The organism is Thermomonas sp. LB-4 (assembly GCF_036409385.1).
In the GTDB taxonomy this organism is placed as follows: domain Bacteria; phylum Pseudomonadota; class Gammaproteobacteria; order Xanthomonadales; family Xanthomonadaceae; genus Thermomonas.
The window spans coordinates 1-15,417 of record NZ_JAXOFT010000036.1; the positions used below are offsets into that span (position 1 = coordinate 1).

Here is a 15,417-nt window from a genome sequence, read left to right on the forward strand (position 1 = left end):
GGAACATGCCAGAAAGTTCTACTTATGGGGTGTCTGCCGATCGGGGAAGCTTACGTTCCCACCCGCTGGTCTCGTCGCTGAAGTTGTACTCCAAGCGATTCTTGAAGCAATAGCTGGCGAGCTTATAGAGCTTGGTATCGAGGGGCTGCTTATCGGGGTGATAGGTCATCGACAGGCGAGCCTGATGGGGAAGAGACCATCGGTCATGAACCCATGCATGGAACGCGTCCGCGTCAACGTCCGCGACATCCACCACGCAATGGCAGTGGACGATGATTTGCGTCCTAGCGGCTTCTTCGGGTTCCCGCCGCCGGGCAATTAGTGCGCGAATCAGCCTAGCCTTACGGGTGTTCGACGCCATCGAGTACAGGGTGCCAGTGTCGATAACTTCGATCTCGAATGCCCCCTGCATCCAGAGCTGGGGAAATCGTCGGCGCATCGCCTTGGTCTCTCCCCGCGCTCGTTCCAGCGCACCTTTGACTTCGTTCAATCCCGCTATTTCTGCCATCTGTCCGCGGGTCGTCTCTACCGCAGAATTGAAGTCCTGGCTCCGCAGATCGACCACGTCGAAGATGACGGTCAGGTGCCGAAATGCCTTGTGAACCCGGTCGTGCCTGTTGTCGTGTCGTTCTTTGGCGCGGTCAGCGAGGCGCACACGAAGAGCATCCGCGTACCGATCACGGCAAGGCTTGCAATAGATCGACGAGCAATAGGTTCCCCGATCGCAGTTCTTCATTCGATCCGCTAACTCGTCGCAGCCAGACGCTCGAAGTGCCTGTTGGACGACGGTCTTTGTGCGCTTCCCCCCGTGTGCGGGGGCGATTCGCTTCAGGAATGCGAACTGCTCGGCTCTCGTCGCTTTGAGTTCGGCGAAGTCTTTTGCCATTGGGTCTCTGGTCGGCTTGGGCGATAGCTATATATAGGGTATGGCGGCGACTCCGCCGTACCGATAAACGGAACGTCCCGATCTCGGTGGGAATTTGGTCTGGCTGGATGGCTCCAAGAACCCCTGTAATTTAAGGGTTCTGAGGCGACGTTGCCTGCCGTTCAGGTTCGCCCGGGGTCGGGCGCGGCAATAGTATTAGAAAAGGAACGAGGGGTATAACGCGATGACAGAAAACGAAGCACTGGAGCTGAGCATCATTGAACGAAGGAGATTGGTCCTGCTGAGCAACCATCCCTGCCACCACCAAGACATAGCGCTGAGCTTCGCCGACCGAGATGGAGTCGAGACCTTGCGCCACTTCATGGCGACCCTATTGCGAGTTGTGGGGTGTGGCAATGAGTAAGGTCGTCAGCCACGCATACCTGCTTCGCGGATCGCCTAGTCTGTTCGCGGACGTGCGGGCAGTTTCTTTGGCAACTGGCGTATCCATGGCGGTCTTCATTCGGGGCGCCATCGACCGTGCGTTGGTTGAAGCCAACGCACGCCGTGGAGGGGAGGTCCAGTGAAGCAGCTAGTTCAAGTAACCGTTCCAAAGACCAAGACAGAGCTCGTTCAAGCCCTGTCGGGTACTTCCGTCAGACGCCTGCGCGTTGATCTGGTATCCGGGTCCAAGCTGGATGACGCAACCATCAGGACCGTCGCTGACTGGCGGCGTGGAAAGAGTCGGGTGCTGGTCGTAGTGCTCGACCTTGGGGCGGGGGCGGAGCAATGAGGACGCACTCCGTAACCGTGTCCTTCGCCTCCCTTGGGCGCTGGCAGACGCGCTGCGCGCCCGCTCGGCAGAAGGGTGCGTAAGTGCTAGCGAGCTTGCTAGACAAGCGCTCGGGCGCGTCCTAGCGGTTCCCCTGCCGCCACCGCGGTTCAAGCGCCCCTTGACCTGGTCGATCCAGGGGGGGCGCAAGAACCCAGTATGAAATCAGGGTTCTATACCGAGAATCGCTAAGTCGTTGAACCTGCAGATGAATTCAAGCTCGTTCTGGCTGGTTCGACCGCCGACTGAGTACCCGAAGTAAGGTCAAAGCTGGTTTTCTACTGAGTACGATCATGGCTGGTTCCGTTAGACGCCACGCGCGCGACATTAGCCAGAAGGACGTCCAGCGGTTCCTCCGTTGGGTCGCCAACGAAGGGCGCCACCTAAGCCGTAACCGGGTCATCGCATGCCTAAGCTTCTACGCCGGGCTACGAGCGGCGGAAATCGCCAAGGCACGTTGGCGGATGGTGCTGGATGAGGGCGGGCAGGTTGGCACCACGCTTCGGCTCGAGAACGAAGCGGCGAAAAAGCTCAGCGGACGTGTAATTCCACTGAAGGCGGACGTCCGCGACGCGATGGTGGCGTACTTGGCAGAGTTGAAGCCCGCGCCGTCCCGTGACGATTTCATCCTACGGAGCGAACGCGGCGACGGAATGAAACCACAGTCCATCGTGAACTGGTTTCGATCCATCTACGCGGAGCTGGGGCTGACCGGCGCAAGCAGCCATAGCGGTCGGCGGCATTTCGTCACCATGGCGGCTAGGCGGATTTCCGAGGCTGGCGGGTCGCTACGTGACGTCCAGGATCTAGCCGGGCACCGGGCGCTTTCCACGACTCAGCTTTACATCGCCAAGAATACAGACGCTCAGAAACGGGTGATTGATCTCATCTGAGAAAAATTCTTAGGTTGACACGTCGAATGTTACTAGTAGTATTCATAGTTGCGACACGGAAAACGATCATTCGAGCAACAGGGGGAGTGATGAAAAAGTCTGCTGTTATTGGTACGGCGGTGGCAGTGGTTTTGGTCGGTGGCTGGGTCTATGCATCCCCGTACCTTGCTTTGCGAGGGCTGAAGGGCTCGATCGAGGATAAGAATCCACAAGCGATGTACGACTACATCGATTTCCCAGTGTTCAAGGAAAACCTAAAACGGGAAATGCTGAAGGACATGAAGCAGGAGAAAGACAATCCGTTCGCTGAACTAGGCGTCGCGATGGTCGAGGGCTTGGTTGGGATGTTTGTAAATCCGGAGACGCTGATCACGATGCTGTCGAACGATAAGTCCGACAAAAACACCAGCGGAAGAAAGTCTGAAATGGACGGCTTCGCACCGAAGCTCGATTTTTCTGAAGACAAGTTGAAGTTGGGCTACACAGGGTTGAACTCGTTTGAGCTAGCCATGCCTGGCGAGGATGGCGGTGAGTGGACTTTCATTCTTCACCGCAAGGGGCTGGGTTGGAAGATCGATGACGTGCGTATCAAGACAGGCGAGAAGTCGTCATCGCCCATGGCTGCAACCGACGCTGCTAATTCCGGTGATGATGTTGATGCAGGTGCTGGTTCCGCTGAGAGCGACGCGTCAGCGGCTGACTATGCTCAGGCTGTCGCCGATTCTGCAGCGGCTGCAGCTGACGCGGCTACTACTGGCGCACAACCAGTAGCTGATGATCAGTACTGTGGAAATATCTATCGAAACTCCACGTCGGCAGACTTTAGCGATGCCGCAGTTGCCAAATTCGAATCTGAATGCCCCGGTTACGATCTGCCGATTCAGTGGGCTGACGTCTCATTGAGAAAGGCTATGCAAGACGAGGAAGTGACGCCGAGTTTTGATTGCGCGAAAGCAGCTACCCGCTCAGAGCAGTTAATCTGCTCCGATTCCGAATTGGCACGTTTGGATTCTTCCTTAGCCGGTGTCTACTCGGCGGCGCGAGCGCGCAGTGCGAATAAGGACGCGCTCAAGAAAGCCCAGAACCAGTGGCGTAGCTCGACGCGTGACGTTTGCACAGATGTTCCCTGTCTAATGCGCGCATACAAGGAGCGTATCGGTCATCTCCAATCGCTCTGACGGGAAAATGAAAAGCCCAGCTGGTGAGCTGGGCTTTTCTTGGTACCGGTGATAGGACTCGAACCTACACGACATCGCTGCCGGGGGATTTTGAGTCCCCTGCGTCTACCATTCCGCCACACCGGCACAAGCCAGCATTATACCCCGGCACACTACTTCTTTGCACGCTTCCGCCCCTGAGCGCGTAGCTGCGGCGCGACAGCCTCTAGCTGGTAGGCACTGGCATAGAATTTCTCTATCATCGCCACGCTTGTCCTAGCCCATTTGGCGATGTCGAACACCTGTCCCTCACCGCGTTCCAGACGCCAGCTGATGCCGCTGTGGCGTAGCGAATAGAGAGTTCGCTTGCCGTCGGGGGTCTGCTTCATCTTCAGCTCTTCTAAGGCTTGCCCGAACAAGTCGCCGACCGTGCGCAAGGCGTAGTCACGGCTCTTGATGTCGGCAAAGAAGATATGGCTGTCCTTGTCGGGGTAACGCGCCTGCATTCGCTTGTAGGCTTCCAGTGCACCGGGCATGGTGAACGTCTCGTAGTCGTACGCCTTGACCTTCGGGTTGGGCGGGCGGACGAAGAGTGTTTCGCCAGCCTTGTCCTTACCGAGGCGGACGTTGTGATGCGTCAGATGCTTGACTTCGGATGGACGTAGCAGGCTATTGGCGAGGAACAGAACAAGGTCGTAGACCTCGGCGTACTGGGTATCCTCGGCTGCCTTCTTCTTCAGGTGCTCGCGCAGCTTCCTGTACTCGTCGAAAGAGAAGCCTGTGCGCGGGTTGATGCCCGAGGTGCCTCCAACGTCCGGGAACTGGGGAAGTGCCTGTATCGAACCAGACAGGGCGGCTTGTTTCAGGATCTTCCGTAGCGCCACGAAGTAGTGACGGACGGTTGCCTTGGAGATGTCCGGGTTCTGTTCGTAGAGATGGTCCTGGAAGTCCCGGATGCGCTGACCGTCGATCGCGTCGATGGCGTCGTCCTTGAAGAACTCCTGGAGGGCGGCGAACCGGTGACTATCGACCTTGGCAAAGCGGGGGTTGCGGATGCCGCGAGCGACCTTCTTTTCCTGCTCGACTTGAAGCTGCTTGATGTGGTGCTCGACACGCTTCTCGCGCGGGATCATCTTTTCGCGCGTGGTGTAGTGCTCGATCCAGATTTCCTTCGCCCGCGTCATGGCTTCGCGGACGCCTTCCACTTGGGTCGAGCCTCGCTTGTAGCGTCGCTCGCGTGGGATGCGGAAGCGGTATTGCCAGAAGCGCGAGCGCGGAATGCGGTAGACGGTAAGCGTCTCGCAGTTCGGTACGCGCTTGAGATCGAACGGAGTCTGGCTGACGTCGCGGGGCATGGAGGTCAATGCTAGCTGACCTTTCCGGCTGACGTAAGTAGCTAGTAAGTAACAACGTCACCACGCTATCCTATTGAAATTAAAGGATAATATGGCGTCGTGGCGGTTTTTGAGTCCGCTGCGTCTACCGATTCCGCCATTCCGGCGCGGGCGCGCAGTATAGCCGAGCGGCGCGCTCAGGCCACCTTGCCATTGGGCAGGGCCGCGGCCGGCAGCGCGCGCAGGAAGCCGGCGACGGCGGGGCCGAAGCGCGCCTCGTCGACCAGGAAGGCGTCGTGGCCCTGCGGCGAGGGCATTGGCAGGAAGCGGGTGTCGCAGCCGGCATTGCGCAGGCCGGCGGCGATTTCCTCCTGCTGCTGGATCGGGAACAGGATGTCGGTCTTCACCCCGATCACCAGCGCGTGGGTCACGCCTTCGATGGCGGCCAGCCCGCGCGCGGTGTCGCCGGCGTGCGATTCGCCGAGGTCGAACCAGTCCATCGAGCGGCTGAGGTAGAGGTAGCAGTTGGGGTCGTACCTGTGCACGAAGCGGCGCGCGTGGGCTTCCAGGTAGCTTTCCACCTCGAACTCGAGCCCGAACGGGTCCTCGCCCTCGCGGCGGTCGGAGTCCAGCCGCACGCGGCCGAAGCGGCCGTCCCACTCCAGCGCCGAACGATAGGTGATGACGCCGAGCTTGCGCGCCATGCGCATGCCGTTTTCCGGGTAGTTGTCCGCGTCGTCGTAGGCGCCGCCGTTCCACTGCGGATCGAGGCGGATGGCCTCGCGCTGCAGCGAGCGGATGGCGATGGAGAACGGCAGTGCGCGCGCCGCGCCGCAGATGTTGATATGGCTGCGGGCGATGCCCGCGTGGCGCGCCAGCAGCGACAGCGCCCCCATCCCCCCCATCGAATTGCCGACCACGCAGGCCAGCCGCTGGATGCCCAGTCCGCGCACCAGCGCCGCGGCGGCATCGGCGCCGTCTTCGATCGACAGCTCGGGGAAGTCAAGACGGTATGGCTGGCCGCTGGCGGGGTCCGGCGATGCCGGTCCGGTGCTGCCCTTGCAGCTGCCCAGCGGGTTCACGCACACCACGAACCAGCGGCGGGTGTCGATTGGCTTGCCGGGGCCGATCATCCATTCCCACCAGCCTGGCGCGGGGTTGGCTTCGCTGGAGGCGGCGTGCGCATCCGGCGACATGCCGGTGAGGACCAGGATGGCGTTGCCGCCGTCGGCATCAAGCTGGCCCCAGGTTTCATATGCCAGACGCGCGCCGCGCAAGGCGCCGCCGCGCTTCATCGGGAACGGCGAGGGCAGATCGAACCAGCGGGTGCCGGGGGGAATGAATTCGGCCATGGCGGTGCGGGGGGAAGACCGGTAGGCCATCATCCCCCCTGACGAAGCGGGCGGTCATGCCATTTCGGCATGCCGGCATGAGCCGGCGGTCACTTCGCGCCGATCACCAGCCGCACCGGTTTGTCGGCCGGCAATTCCACCCGCACCGGCCTGGACTCCAGATCGCCGTCCTGGCGGCTGGCATCGCCGTTGGCGGACAGGCGCGCGACCAGCTCGACTTCCTGCAACTGCGACAGCTTGAGGGTGGGCATGGGGCTGTCGGCGTCGCTGAGCGCGGCGCTGAACGGCAGTTCCGAGACGGCGTGTTTCTGCGCCGCCACCGGCATCGGCGAACCTGGCTGGCGGGCGATCACGAACACCGTGGCATCGGCCCGCAGGCGCACGCGCTCGGCCAGCGCCGGATCCAGAGCCACCTCGACGTTCAGCAGGGTGGTCGCGGCCGGCTGCGCGGCGGCTTCCGCCAGCGGCGGCAGGCCGGCATCGGCGCGGGCGGCGTTGATTTCCTTGCGCAGGCTGGTTGCGGTGTCGGCGCTCACCTGCGGCAATAGCGGCGCCCAGGTGGCGGCGGCGTCCGCATGCTTGCCGGCCTGGCGCTGGGCCACGCCGAGGAACCAGCGTGCGCGCTGATGGTTGGGATCCGCCTTGAGCGCGGCCTCCAGCAGCGCCAGCGCCTCGGCGTCGAAGGTGCGGCTGGGGTTGGCCATCGCGCGCGACTGCGCGGCTTCGGTGAGGAAATCGGCGTTGTCGGGCGCAAGCCTGGCGGCCTTGGCGAAGGCGTCGCGGGCGTTGCTGGCATCCTCCATGCGCAGGTAGGCCTGGCCCAGCAGGGCCCAGCCTTCCGCCTGCTGCGGGTCGCGCGCCAGCGCGGCCTTGAGCTGCACCACCGCTTCCTCCAGCGTGCGCGGCGCCTGCCGCGAGGCCGGATCCAGCGCCTGCGGGGTGCCCACCAGCTGGTACAGCAGGGCGGTGGAGACGAGGGTGATCGCGCCGATGCCCAGCGCCACGCCGCGCGCGTCGCGCCACAGCGGGCGCAACAGGGTGGCCAGCACGATCAGGCACAGCAGCGCGGCAAAACCGAGGAAAGCGGCCATCACCACTCCTGCTCGTCGTCGCCGGCGGCCGGTTTGGCGGCGGGCTTGCGCCGGCGCACGATGGCGGCGACCACGCCGGCGCCGGCCAGCAGCACTACCGCCGGGCCGATCCACAGCAACAAGGTGCCGCCTTCCAGCCTGGGCTTGTACAGCACGAATTCGCCGTAGCGCTGCACCAGGTAGTCCTTGATCTGCGCGTCGCTCATGCCCTTGCGCATCAGCTCCAGCACTTCGCGGCGCAGCTGCAGCGCGATCAGCGCGTTGGAGTCGGCCAGCGACTGGTTCTGGCACATCACGCAGCGCAGCTGCAGGGTCAGCGCGTGGAAGCGCGCTTCCTCGGCGGCGGTGTGGAACTGCAGCGGCGCGGCGTCTGCTTGCTGGTTGGCCTGGGCGAAGGCGGTCGGGGTGAATCCACAGGCCAGCACCAGGGCCAGGGAAAGGCCCGCAATCCGGAGCCGGCCAGCGCGTTTCGCAATCCGGTTCATCGCTCCGCCTCGATGGTTGCGACCAGCGGCAGCAATTCCTTCGCGATCAGTTCGTCGGTCAGCGGACCCACGTGCTTCCAGCGCACGATGCCCTTGCCGTCGACCAGGAACGATTCCGGCGCGCCGTACACGCCCCAATCCAGCGCGGTACGGCCTTCCACGTCGGATAGCACCACCATGTAGGGGTTGCCGAACTGCTCCAGCCAGCGCAGCGCGTCGGCCGGCTCGTCCTTCCAGTTGTAGCCGACCACGCGGAGGCGCTTGGTTTCGGCGAACTTGGTGAGCACCGGGTGTTCCACCCGGCACTCCACGCACCAGCTGCCCCACACGTTCATCAGGAACGGCTGGCCGCGCAGGTCGGACAGTTTCACCGTGTAGGCGGGGTCGTGCAGCACCGGCAGCGAGAATTCCGGCGCCGGCTTGCCGATCAGCGGCGAGGGCAGGGCGTCGCGATTGGGCTTGCGGCTCATCCACACGCCTGCAGCCAGCAGCGCGGCCAGCAGGGCGAAGGCGGCCAGCGGCAGCCAGCGGGAAGTTTTCATGCGCGGCCCTTCATTGGAGATCCTTGCGCGCGCTGCGGAAGCGCCGGTCGAAGGCGGTGACGATGGCGCCCAGCGCCATCAGCAGCGCGCCGGCCCAGATCCAGCGCACGAACGGCTTGACGTGGACGCGCAGCGCCCAGGCATCGTTGCCCAGCGATTCGCCGATCGCCACGTAGGCATCGCCGAACACGCCGCGGGCGATGCCGGATTCGGTCATCACCTGGCCGCCGGCGCGATAGCGGCGCTTCTCGGGATGCAGGGTGTGGGTGATGCGGCCATCGCGCAGCACCTGCACGGTGCCGCGGTCGGACACGTAGTTCGGGCCATTGGTCTCGACGATGCCGTCGAAGCGGAACGCGTAGTCGCCAAGCGTCACCGTGTCGCCGGCCTTCACCGCCAGCTCGCGCTGCAGGTTCAGGCCTTCGACGAGCAGCGCGCCGACCAGGAACACCGCGATGCCCAGGTGCGCCAGGGCCATGCCCCACATCTCCAGGGTCAACCGTCCGCTGGCGCGCAGCCGCGACCAGACGAAGCGCAGCGTGCCCGCGCCCACCCAGGCCGCGCCGAGGATGCCGGCGGCGGTCTTCCACTGGCCCTGCGGGGCCAGGAAGAAGGCGATGACGGCGGCCACCAGCGCCAGCACCGCCCACGGCAGCAGCAGGCGCAGCGGCGTGGACATCTGTTCGCGCTGCCAGCGGGTCAGCGGGCCCAGCGGCACCAGCGCCACCAGCGGCGCCATCAGCAGGGTGAACATGATCGCGAAGTAGGGCGGGCCCACCGAGATCTTGCCGAGGTCCAGCGTATCGGCCAGCAGCGGGTACAGGGTGCCCAGCAGCACCATCGCGCAGGCGCTGGTAAGCAGCAGGTTGTTGAGCAGCAGCAGGGTCTCGCGCGAGCCGGCGGCGAAGGGCTTGGCGTTGCTCTCGGTATCCGGCGCGCGCAGCGCGTACAGCACCAGCGAGCCGCCGACCACGATGCCGAGGAAGACCAGCACGAACAGGCCGCGGCCCGGATCCGCCGCGAAGGCGTGCACGCTGGTCAGCACGCCGGAGCGCACCAGGAAGGTGCCCAGCAGCGACAGCGAGAAGCTGGCGATGGCCAGCAGCAGCGTCCAGCCGCCGAAACTGCCGCGCTTCTCGGTGACCGCCTGCGAATGCAGCAGCGCGGCGCCGGCCAGCCACGGCATGAAGCTGGCGTTCTCCACCGGGTCCCAGAACCACCAGCCGCCCCAACCCAGCTCGTAATAGGCCCACCACGAGCCCAGCGCGATGCCGAGGGTGAGGCAGGCCCAGGCCACGTTCGTCCACGGCCGCGTCCAGCGCAGCCACTGCGCGTCGATGCGGCGTTCCAGCAGCGCGGCGATGGCGAAGGCGAACGGCACCGCGAAGCCGACATAGCCGGCATAGAGCATCGGCGGATGCACGATCAACCCGGGGTCCTGCAGCAGCGGATTGAGGTCGCGCCCTTCGCCCGCGGCCGGCAGGATGCGGGTGAACGGGTTGCTGGTGAACACCAGGAAGGCGAGGAAGCCGACCGACACCACGCCCATCACGCCCAGCACCCGCGCCACCACTGGCGGCGGCAGCGCCTTCGAGAACCGCGCCACCGCCGCGGTCCACAGCGCCAGCACCAGCGCCCACAGCAGCAGCGAGCCTTCGTGGGCGCCCCAGACGGCGGTGTAGCGGTACAGCGTGGGCAGCAGCGAGTTGGAGTTCTCGGCCACGTACTGCACCGAGAAGTCGTTGACCACGAAGGCGTAGGTGAGGATGGCGAACGCCAGCCCGACCAGCAGCAATTGCAGCCATGCCGCAGGCCGCGCCACCGCCATCAGCACCGGTATGTCGCGCTGCGCGCCCAGCAGGGGCAGCAGCGCCTGCAGCGCCGCGACCGCCAGCGCGAGCAGCAGCGCGACCTGGCCGAGTTCGGGAAGCATCAGGGCGCGCCTTCGGCCGACGCCGGTTTCGCGTCCTGCACGTTGTGCTTCTTGTGCGCCGCGCCCATCTTGTCGGCCACTTCCTTGGGCATGTAGGTCTCGTCGTGCTTGGCCAGCACTTCCTCGGCCACGAACACGTCGCCGCGCATGCGCCCGGTGGCCACCACCGACTGGTTCTCGCGGAACAGGTCGGGAAGGATGCCGGTATAGACCACCGGCAGGCGCGCATCGCCGTCGTCGACGTCGAAATGCGCTTCCATCGAGCCCGGCGCGCGCTTGAACGAACCCTTGGCAACCATCCCGCCCAGGCGGAAGCGGGCGTCGCCGTTGCGCACGTTGTCGCCGGCACTGCCGCCCAGCACTTCGTGGGGGGTGTAGAGATAGGCGACGTTGCGCTGCAGCGCCATCGCGATCAGCGTGGTCGCCACGCCGGCGATGGCGACCAGGGCAAGGATCAGCAGCAGGCGGCGTTTGCGGGTGGGGTGCATGGCGTCCTGGTCAGTCCCGCGACAGCGGGCGTTCGGTATCGGGGGGAGGGGTGGCCTGCCGGCGCGCTGCGCGCAGCCTGGCGGCGCGCAGCGCGGCGCGGATCTGCAGCTTCGGCACCAGCAAGTCCCACAGCAGCATCGCGGCGAATACCGCGTAGGCGCCGATGACGTATTCGCGATAGCTCATCGCGGCTCCCCGGCGGCCAGCTTCGCGACCCAGTCCTTGCCGGCTTCGCGACGCAGGTTGTCGGCACGTGCGCGGGCCAGCAGCGAACCGGCGAACCACAGCTTGGTGCCGACGATCATCCAGACCAGCGGCCACATCATGCTGGCGTCCATGCTGGATTCGCCGAACACGCGGATGGTCTGGCCCTGGTGCAGCGAGTTCCACCACACCACCGACCAGCGGATCACCGGCAGCAGGGCCACCCCGACGATGGCGAGCAGGCCGGCCGCGCGGGCGGCATTGCGGCGGTCGTCGATGGCGGCGTACAGGCCCATCACGCCCAGGTAGAGGAACAGCAGGATCAGCTCGGTGGTCAGGCGCGGGTCCCAGTCCCACCAGGTGCCCCACATCGGCTTGCCCCAGATCGAGCCGGTGGCGAGGGTGACGAAGGTGAAGGCGGCGCCGGTGGGCGCGCAGGCCATCGCCAGGATTTCGCAGAGCTTGATCCGCCAGATCAGCGCAATGGCCGAATAGAACGCCATCAGCGCGAAGATGGCCATGCTCATCCAGGCCGCCGGGACGTGGATGTAGAGGATGCGGAAACTGTCGCCCTGCTGGTAGTCGGCGGGCACCGCGAACAGCGCGCCATAAACACCCACCAGCATCGCCAGCATGCCCAGCATCCACGCCCACGGCGTCCAGCGGGCGGCGAAGCGATCGAAGTACGGGGGCGAGCCGAGTTGGTGGAACCAGCGGATCAGCGGAGACATCTTGGCCTTTGCAGGAGCGGCGTGGACGCGCCGCGGGCAATCCTGCGAAGGATACCAGCCCGCGGGCGGGCCGGTACCCGGATTTCCGGCAGCGGACGGGCGGCGCGGGTCGCCCGTCCGCGGGTGAAGCGGCTTACTGGACCTGGATGCTGCCCTGCATCAGCGCCAGGTGGCCCGGGAAGCTGCAGAAGAACTTGTAAGGGCCGCCGTCCTTGATCTTGGCCACGTCGAAGGTCACCGATGCGGACTCGCCGCCGCCGATGATCTTGGTGTGGGCGATCGAACGGGTGTCGCCGGCCTTGACATGCTCGGCCGCATTGGAGGCGCCGTCGGCGGCGATGCCGGCCATGTCGGCTTCCTTCGAGATCACCACGTTGTGGCCCATGACGTTGGCGGCCATGGTGCCGACGTGCTTCAGGTTGATGGTGAACTGGGTGCAGCTGGCCGGAACGGTGATCGAGTCGGCGTTGAACTGCATCGCGTCGTTCGATTCGATGGTGGTGGCGCAGTTTTCGACCACGGCCGGCTTGGTGCTGGCGGCGGCCGGGGCCGGGGCCGCTTCAGCCGGAGCAGCCTCGGCCGGAGCCGCGGCGGGAGCTTCGGCAGCCGGCGCCGTATCGGCCGGCGCGGCGGAGTCGGCGGGCGCGGACGAATTGCCGCAGGCGGAGAGGGCCAGCGCAACCGCACCGGCGAGCAGGATGTGACGGGACTTCATTGCGAATGCTCCAGAGAATGTGAGGCTGGCCGCAACGGCCAGGCGCGCCATTGTCATCCCTGATCCGTTAAAAGAACATTGATCCATCTCAAGCGCGCGCTGCTTCATGAATGGGCGATGCGCAGCGCGGCGGCGGCGGTGACCGGGGCCAGTGCCAACGCCAGCGCCAGCCCGGCACCGAGCAGCAGCAGCGCGCCGACCGCATCGAAGCCCTGCGCGTGCGCCGCCACCGAACCTGCGCCGAACACCAGCACCGGCACGTACAGCGGCAGCGCCAGCAGCGCGACGAGGATCCCGGCGCGGCGCATGCCCACAGTCAGCGCGGCGACCACCGCGCCCAGCAGGCTCAGGATCGGCGTGCCCAGCAGCAGCGACAGCATCAGTACCGGCAGCTGCGCATGCGGCAGGTGCAGCAGTTCGCCCAGCAGCGGCACCGCGATGATCAGCGGCAGGGCGGTGGTGGCCCAGTGCATCAGCGTGCGCACCAGCACCAGCCACCACAGCGGCACCGGCGCCAGCATCCACTGTTCCAGCGAACCGTCCTCGGCATCGCCGCGGAACAGGTTGTCCAGCGCCAGCAGTCCGGCCAGCAGGGCCGCCAGCCACAGCACCGCCGCCGCCACCGGCGCCAGCGATTTCGCGTCGCCGCCCAGGCCCAGCGCGAACAGCACCACGGTCAGCAGTGCGAACAGCGCCGGCTGCAGTGCGTCGCCGCGGCGCGCCCACAGCAGCTGCAGGTCGCGGATCATCAGCGCGCGGGCGGCCTGCCACATCATGCCGTCGGCCTCTTCAGTTCCAGCAGGCGCGTGCGCACCGGGGGCGCGGCGTAGGCGCCGTGGGTGGTGATCAGCGCCGCGCCGCCTTCGCGCAGGTGCGCCTCCACCATCCGGTTGACCAGCTGGATGCCGTCCAGGTCGAGGTTGGCGTAGGGTTCGTCCAGTAGCCACAGCGGCGCCGGCGACAGCCACTGCCGGGCCAGTCCGAGGCGCTTCTTCTGCCCGGCCGAGAGGGTGCGCAGCGGCGCGTCCTCGAAACCGCCCAGGCCGACGATGGCCATCGCCGCCTCCGGGGTCTGCCGGGCGCGATGGCCATGCAGTCCGCACAGGTATTCCAGGTTGCGCAGCGCCGACAGGTCGGCTTTCAGGCCCGGCAGGTGCCCCAGGTAGGCGATGTGGCGGGCGCGGGATTCGGGCCGCGCCGGCTGCCCATCGATGTCCACGCTGCCAGCTTCGGCGCGCAGCAGGCCTGCCAGCACGCGCAGCAGGGTGGTCTTGCCGGCGCCGTTGCCGCCTTGCACCAGCAGCGCCTCGCCGGCATCGACGGAAAAATCCAGCGGCCCGAACACCGGCGTCTCGTCGCGCGAGAACGCCAGCCCGTACGCGGCGAGCAGGGGTCGGGAAAGCGTGCGGGAATCGGGCATGGGCCGCCGATTCTACCGGCCAGCCCGGCGCGCGCCCACCGGGCTGCGCCTGCGCGCGCATCCGGCCCGGCGCGGATTCCGTACACTGGCATGCCCGCTACAATCGGCATCATCATGCGTCCAGACACCAAATTGCCGAAGGTCGGCACCACCATCTTCACCGTGATGTCGCAGCTGGCGGCCGAACACGGTGCGGTCAACCTCGGCCAGGGCTTCCCGGATTTCCCGGTGCCGCCGCGGCTGGTGGACGCGCTGACCCGCGCGATGCAGGCCGGCCACAACCAGTACGCGCCGATGACCGGCATCCCCGCGCTGCGCCAGGCCATCGCCGCCAAGACCGAGCGCTGCTACGGCTGGCGCCCCGACGCCGACACCGAAATCACCGTCACCAGCGGCGCCACCGAGGCGATCTTCAACGCCATCCACGCGGTGGTGCGGGCCGGCGAGGAAGTCATCGTCCTCGACCCCTGCTACGACTGCTACGAGCCGGCCATCGAGCTGGCCGGCGCCACCGCGGTGCACGTGCCGCTGGACCCGGCCACGTTCGCACCCGACTGGGACGCGGTGCGCGCGGCGATCACGCCGAAGACCCGCATGCTGATGGTCAACAGCCCGCACAACCCGTCCGGCGCGATGTTAACCGCCGCCGACATGCAGGCGCTGCAGGACCTCCTGCGCGGCACCGACATCGTGCTGCTCAGCGACGAGGTCTACGAGCACATCGTGTTCGACGGCGCCCGCCATGAGTCCGCGCTGCTGTACCCGGACCTGCGCGAGCGCAGCTTCGTCATTTCCAGCTTCGGCAAGACCTACCACTGCACCGGCTGGAAGCTGGGCTACGCGATCGCGCCGCCGGCGCTGTCGGCGGAGTTCCGCAAGGTCCACCAATACAACGTGTTCTGCAGCTTCGCGCCGTCGCAACACGCCTTTGCCGAGATGATCGCGCAGGAGCCGGAACACTACGAGCAGCTGGGCGCGTTCTACCAGGACAAGCGCGACCGCTTCCGCGCGCAGCTGGCCGCCACCCGGTTCAGGCCGCTGGCGGTGCCGGGCGGGTATTTCCAGCTGGTGGACTATTCCGCCGTCAGCGACCTGCCGGACCTGGAGTTCGCGCGCTGGCTGACGATCGAACACGGCGTGACCGGCATTCCGCTGTCGCCGTTCTATGCGGCGCCGCCGGCCGGGCAGTGCCTGCTGCGGCTGTGCTTCGCCAAGAACGATGAGACGGTGGGAGCGGCGATCGAGCGGCTGGCGCGGCTGTAGCGTGCTGACGCTGCGGAAGGTGCGCAGCAGGCTCCTTCCGCAAAGAGGCCTCAGTTGCTGTTCTGGCGGTTGCTGCGCACCGTATTGAAGTCTTGTGCCGGAGCAGTCCTC

The 15,417-nt window shown here is 65.9% G+C and carries 16 protein-coding genes and 1 tRNA gene; 3 read left to right on the forward strand and 14 right to left on the reverse strand.

Going from position 1 to position 15,417, the window contains the following annotated elements; all coding sequences use genetic code 11:
• Positions 1 to 22: 22 nt before the first annotated feature.
• Positions 23 to 886, reverse strand: a complete 864-nt coding sequence (locus SPK54_RS12930) for a hypothetical protein (RefSeq protein ID WP_330948300.1) — start codon at positions 884 to 886, stop codon at positions 23 to 25.
• A 1,104-nt stretch (positions 887 to 1,990) separates the two neighbouring features.
• Between SPK54_RS12930 and SPK54_RS12935 the strand changes: the two genes are divergently transcribed.
• Both SPK54_RS12935 and SPK54_RS12940 read left to right on the forward strand, forming a co-directional pair.
• The gene (locus SPK54_RS12935; RefSeq protein WP_330948301.1) at positions 1,991 to 2,590 is read left to right on the forward strand and encodes a site-specific integrase; all 600 of its coding nucleotides are present in this window, start codon (positions 1,991 to 1,993) and stop codon (positions 2,588 to 2,590) included.
• A gap of 89 nt (positions 2,591 to 2,679) precedes the next feature.
• Positions 2,680 to 3,768 (forward strand): DUF2939 domain-containing protein, encoded by a 1,089-nt coding sequence (locus SPK54_RS12940; RefSeq protein WP_330948302.1) that lies wholly within the window; start codon positions 2,680 to 2,682, stop codon positions 3,766 to 3,768.
• A 40-nt stretch (positions 3,769 to 3,808) separates the two neighbouring features.
• Here SPK54_RS12940 and SPK54_RS12945 read toward each other — a convergent pair.
• The 13 genes from SPK54_RS12945 to ccmA form a co-directional block, all read right to left on the reverse strand.
• A tRNA-Leu gene (locus SPK54_RS12945) sits at positions 3,809 to 3,894 on the reverse strand.
• A gap of 26 nt (positions 3,895 to 3,920) precedes the next feature.
• Positions 3,921 to 5,102 carry a phage integrase SAM-like domain-containing protein gene (locus SPK54_RS12950; protein WP_330948303.1) on the reverse strand — a complete coding sequence of 394 codons (1,182 nt, stop codon included), beginning with the start codon at positions 5,100 to 5,102 and terminating at the stop codon, positions 3,921 to 3,923.
• 176 nt (positions 5,103 to 5,278) lie between these two features.
• Positions 5,279 to 6,433 (reverse strand): homoserine O-acetyltransferase, encoded by a 1,155-nt coding sequence (locus SPK54_RS12955; protein ID WP_330948304.1) that lies wholly within the window; start codon positions 6,431 to 6,433, stop codon positions 5,279 to 5,281.
• Between the two features lie 89 nt (positions 6,434 to 6,522).
• Positions 6,523 to 7,524 (reverse strand): tetratricopeptide repeat protein, encoded by a 1,002-nt coding sequence (locus tag SPK54_RS12960; RefSeq protein ID WP_330948305.1) that lies wholly within the window; start codon positions 7,522 to 7,524, stop codon positions 6,523 to 6,525.
• Positions 7,524 to 8,009, reverse strand: a complete 486-nt coding sequence (locus tag SPK54_RS12965) for a cytochrome c-type biogenesis protein (RefSeq protein ID WP_330948306.1) — start codon at positions 8,007 to 8,009, stop codon at positions 7,524 to 7,526. Before SPK54_RS12965 ends, SPK54_RS12960 begins: the two co-directional genes overlap by 1 nt.
• The gene (locus SPK54_RS12970) at positions 8,006 to 8,551 is read right to left on the reverse strand and encodes a DsbE family thiol:disulfide interchange protein (protein ID WP_330948307.1); all 546 of its coding nucleotides are present in this window, start codon (positions 8,549 to 8,551) and stop codon (positions 8,006 to 8,008) included. Before SPK54_RS12970 ends, SPK54_RS12965 begins: the two co-directional genes overlap by 4 nt.
• A gap of 10 nt (positions 8,552 to 8,561) precedes the next feature.
• Complete coding sequence (locus SPK54_RS12975; RefSeq protein WP_330948308.1) at positions 8,562 to 10,484, reverse strand: heme lyase CcmF/NrfE family subunit; 1,923 nt, start codon at positions 10,482 to 10,484, stop codon at positions 8,562 to 8,564.
• On the reverse strand, positions 10,484 to 10,972 hold the full coding sequence (gene ccmE / locus SPK54_RS12980) for a cytochrome c maturation protein CcmE (protein ID WP_330948309.1): 489 nt from the start codon (positions 10,970 to 10,972) through the stop codon (positions 10,484 to 10,486). The genes SPK54_RS12975 and ccmE overlap by 1 nt, the downstream gene beginning before the upstream one ends.
• Before the next feature lie 10 nt (positions 10,973 to 10,982).
• Positions 10,983 to 11,159: a heme exporter protein CcmD gene (ccmD, locus tag SPK54_RS12985; protein WP_330948310.1), complete on the reverse strand. Its 177-nt coding sequence runs from the start codon at positions 11,157 to 11,159 to the stop codon at positions 10,983 to 10,985.
• A complete protein-coding gene (locus SPK54_RS12990) occupies positions 11,156 to 11,908 on the reverse strand; it encodes a heme ABC transporter permease (protein WP_330948311.1) in 753 nt (250 codons plus the stop codon). Before SPK54_RS12990 ends, ccmD begins: the two co-directional genes overlap by 4 nt.
• A gap of 133 nt (positions 11,909 to 12,041) precedes the next feature.
• A complete protein-coding gene (gene azu / locus SPK54_RS12995; RefSeq protein WP_330948312.1) occupies positions 12,042 to 12,731 on the reverse strand; it encodes an azurin in 690 nt (229 codons plus the stop codon).
• The gene (ccmB, locus tag SPK54_RS13000; protein ID WP_330948313.1) at positions 12,728 to 13,399 is read right to left on the reverse strand and encodes a heme exporter protein CcmB; all 672 of its coding nucleotides are present in this window, start codon (positions 13,397 to 13,399) and stop codon (positions 12,728 to 12,730) included. Before ccmB ends, azu begins: the two co-directional genes overlap by 4 nt.
• Entirely contained in the window at positions 13,396 to 14,043 is a 648-nt protein-coding gene (gene ccmA, locus SPK54_RS13005) for a heme ABC exporter ATP-binding protein CcmA (RefSeq protein WP_330948314.1), read from the reverse strand. Before ccmA ends, ccmB begins: the two co-directional genes overlap by 4 nt.
• Before the next feature lie 114 nt (positions 14,044 to 14,157).
• On the opposite strand from ccmA, the gene SPK54_RS13010 reads away from it, so the two are divergent.
• On the forward strand, positions 14,158 to 15,306 hold the full coding sequence (locus SPK54_RS13010; protein WP_330948315.1) for a pyridoxal phosphate-dependent aminotransferase: 1,149 nt from the start codon (positions 14,158 to 14,160) through the stop codon (positions 15,304 to 15,306).
• The last annotated feature ends 111 nt before the right edge of the window (positions 15,307 to 15,417 follow it).

What these genes read in the sequence shown, in the direction of transcription:
- ccmB (WP_330948313.1), bottom strand. Translation starts at nt 13,399, where the DNA reads ATGATGTGGCAGGCCGCCCGCGCGCTGATGATCCGCGACCTGCAGCTG.
- SPK54_RS12935 (WP_330948301.1), top strand. Translation starts at nt 1,991, where the DNA reads ATGGCTGGTTCCGTTAGACGCCACGCGCGCGACATTAGCCAGAAGGAC.
- ccmA (WP_330948314.1), bottom strand. Translation starts at nt 14,043, where the DNA reads ATGCCCGATTCCCGCACGCTTTCCCGACCCCTGCTCGCCGCGTACGGG.
- SPK54_RS13010 (WP_330948315.1), top strand. Translation starts at nt 14,158, where the DNA reads ATGCGTCCAGACACCAAATTGCCGAAGGTCGGCACCACCATCTTCACC.
- azu (WP_330948312.1), bottom strand. Translation starts at nt 12,731, where the DNA reads ATGAAGCAGCGCGCGCTTGAGATGGATCAATGTTCTTTTAACGGATCA.
- SPK54_RS12965 (WP_330948306.1), bottom strand. Translation starts at nt 8,009, where the DNA reads ATGAACCGGATTGCGAAACGCGCTGGCCGGCTCCGGATTGCGGGCCTT.
- ccmE (WP_330948309.1), bottom strand. Translation starts at nt 10,972, where the DNA reads ATGCACCCCACCCGCAAACGCCGCCTGCTGCTGATCCTTGCCCTGGTC.
- SPK54_RS12950 (WP_330948303.1), bottom strand. Translation starts at nt 5,102, where the DNA reads ATGCCCCGCGACGTCAGCCAGACTCCGTTCGATCTCAAGCGCGTACCG.
- SPK54_RS12970 (WP_330948307.1), bottom strand. Translation starts at nt 8,551, where the DNA reads ATGAAAACTTCCCGCTGGCTGCCGCTGGCCGCCTTCGCCCTGCTGGCC.
- SPK54_RS12940 (WP_330948302.1), top strand. Translation starts at nt 2,680, where the DNA reads ATGAAAAAGTCTGCTGTTATTGGTACGGCGGTGGCAGTGGTTTTGGTC.
- SPK54_RS12990 (WP_330948311.1), bottom strand. Translation starts at nt 11,908, where the DNA reads ATGTCTCCGCTGATCCGCTGGTTCCACCAACTCGGCTCGCCCCCGTAC.
- SPK54_RS12975 (WP_330948308.1), bottom strand. Translation starts at nt 10,484, where the DNA reads ATGCTTCCCGAACTCGGCCAGGTCGCGCTGCTGCTCGCGCTGGCGGTC.
- SPK54_RS12960 (WP_330948305.1), bottom strand. Translation starts at nt 7,524, where the DNA reads ATGGCCGCTTTCCTCGGTTTTGCCGCGCTGCTGTGCCTGATCGTGCTG.
- SPK54_RS12930 (WP_330948300.1), bottom strand. Translation starts at nt 886, where the DNA reads ATGGCAAAAGACTTCGCCGAACTCAAAGCGACGAGAGCCGAGCAGTTC.
- ccmD (WP_330948310.1), bottom strand. Translation starts at nt 11,159, where the DNA reads ATGAGCTATCGCGAATACGTCATCGGCGCCTACGCGGTATTCGCCGCG.
- SPK54_RS12955 (WP_330948304.1), bottom strand. Translation starts at nt 6,433, where the DNA reads ATGGCCGAATTCATTCCCCCCGGCACCCGCTGGTTCGATCTGCCCTCG.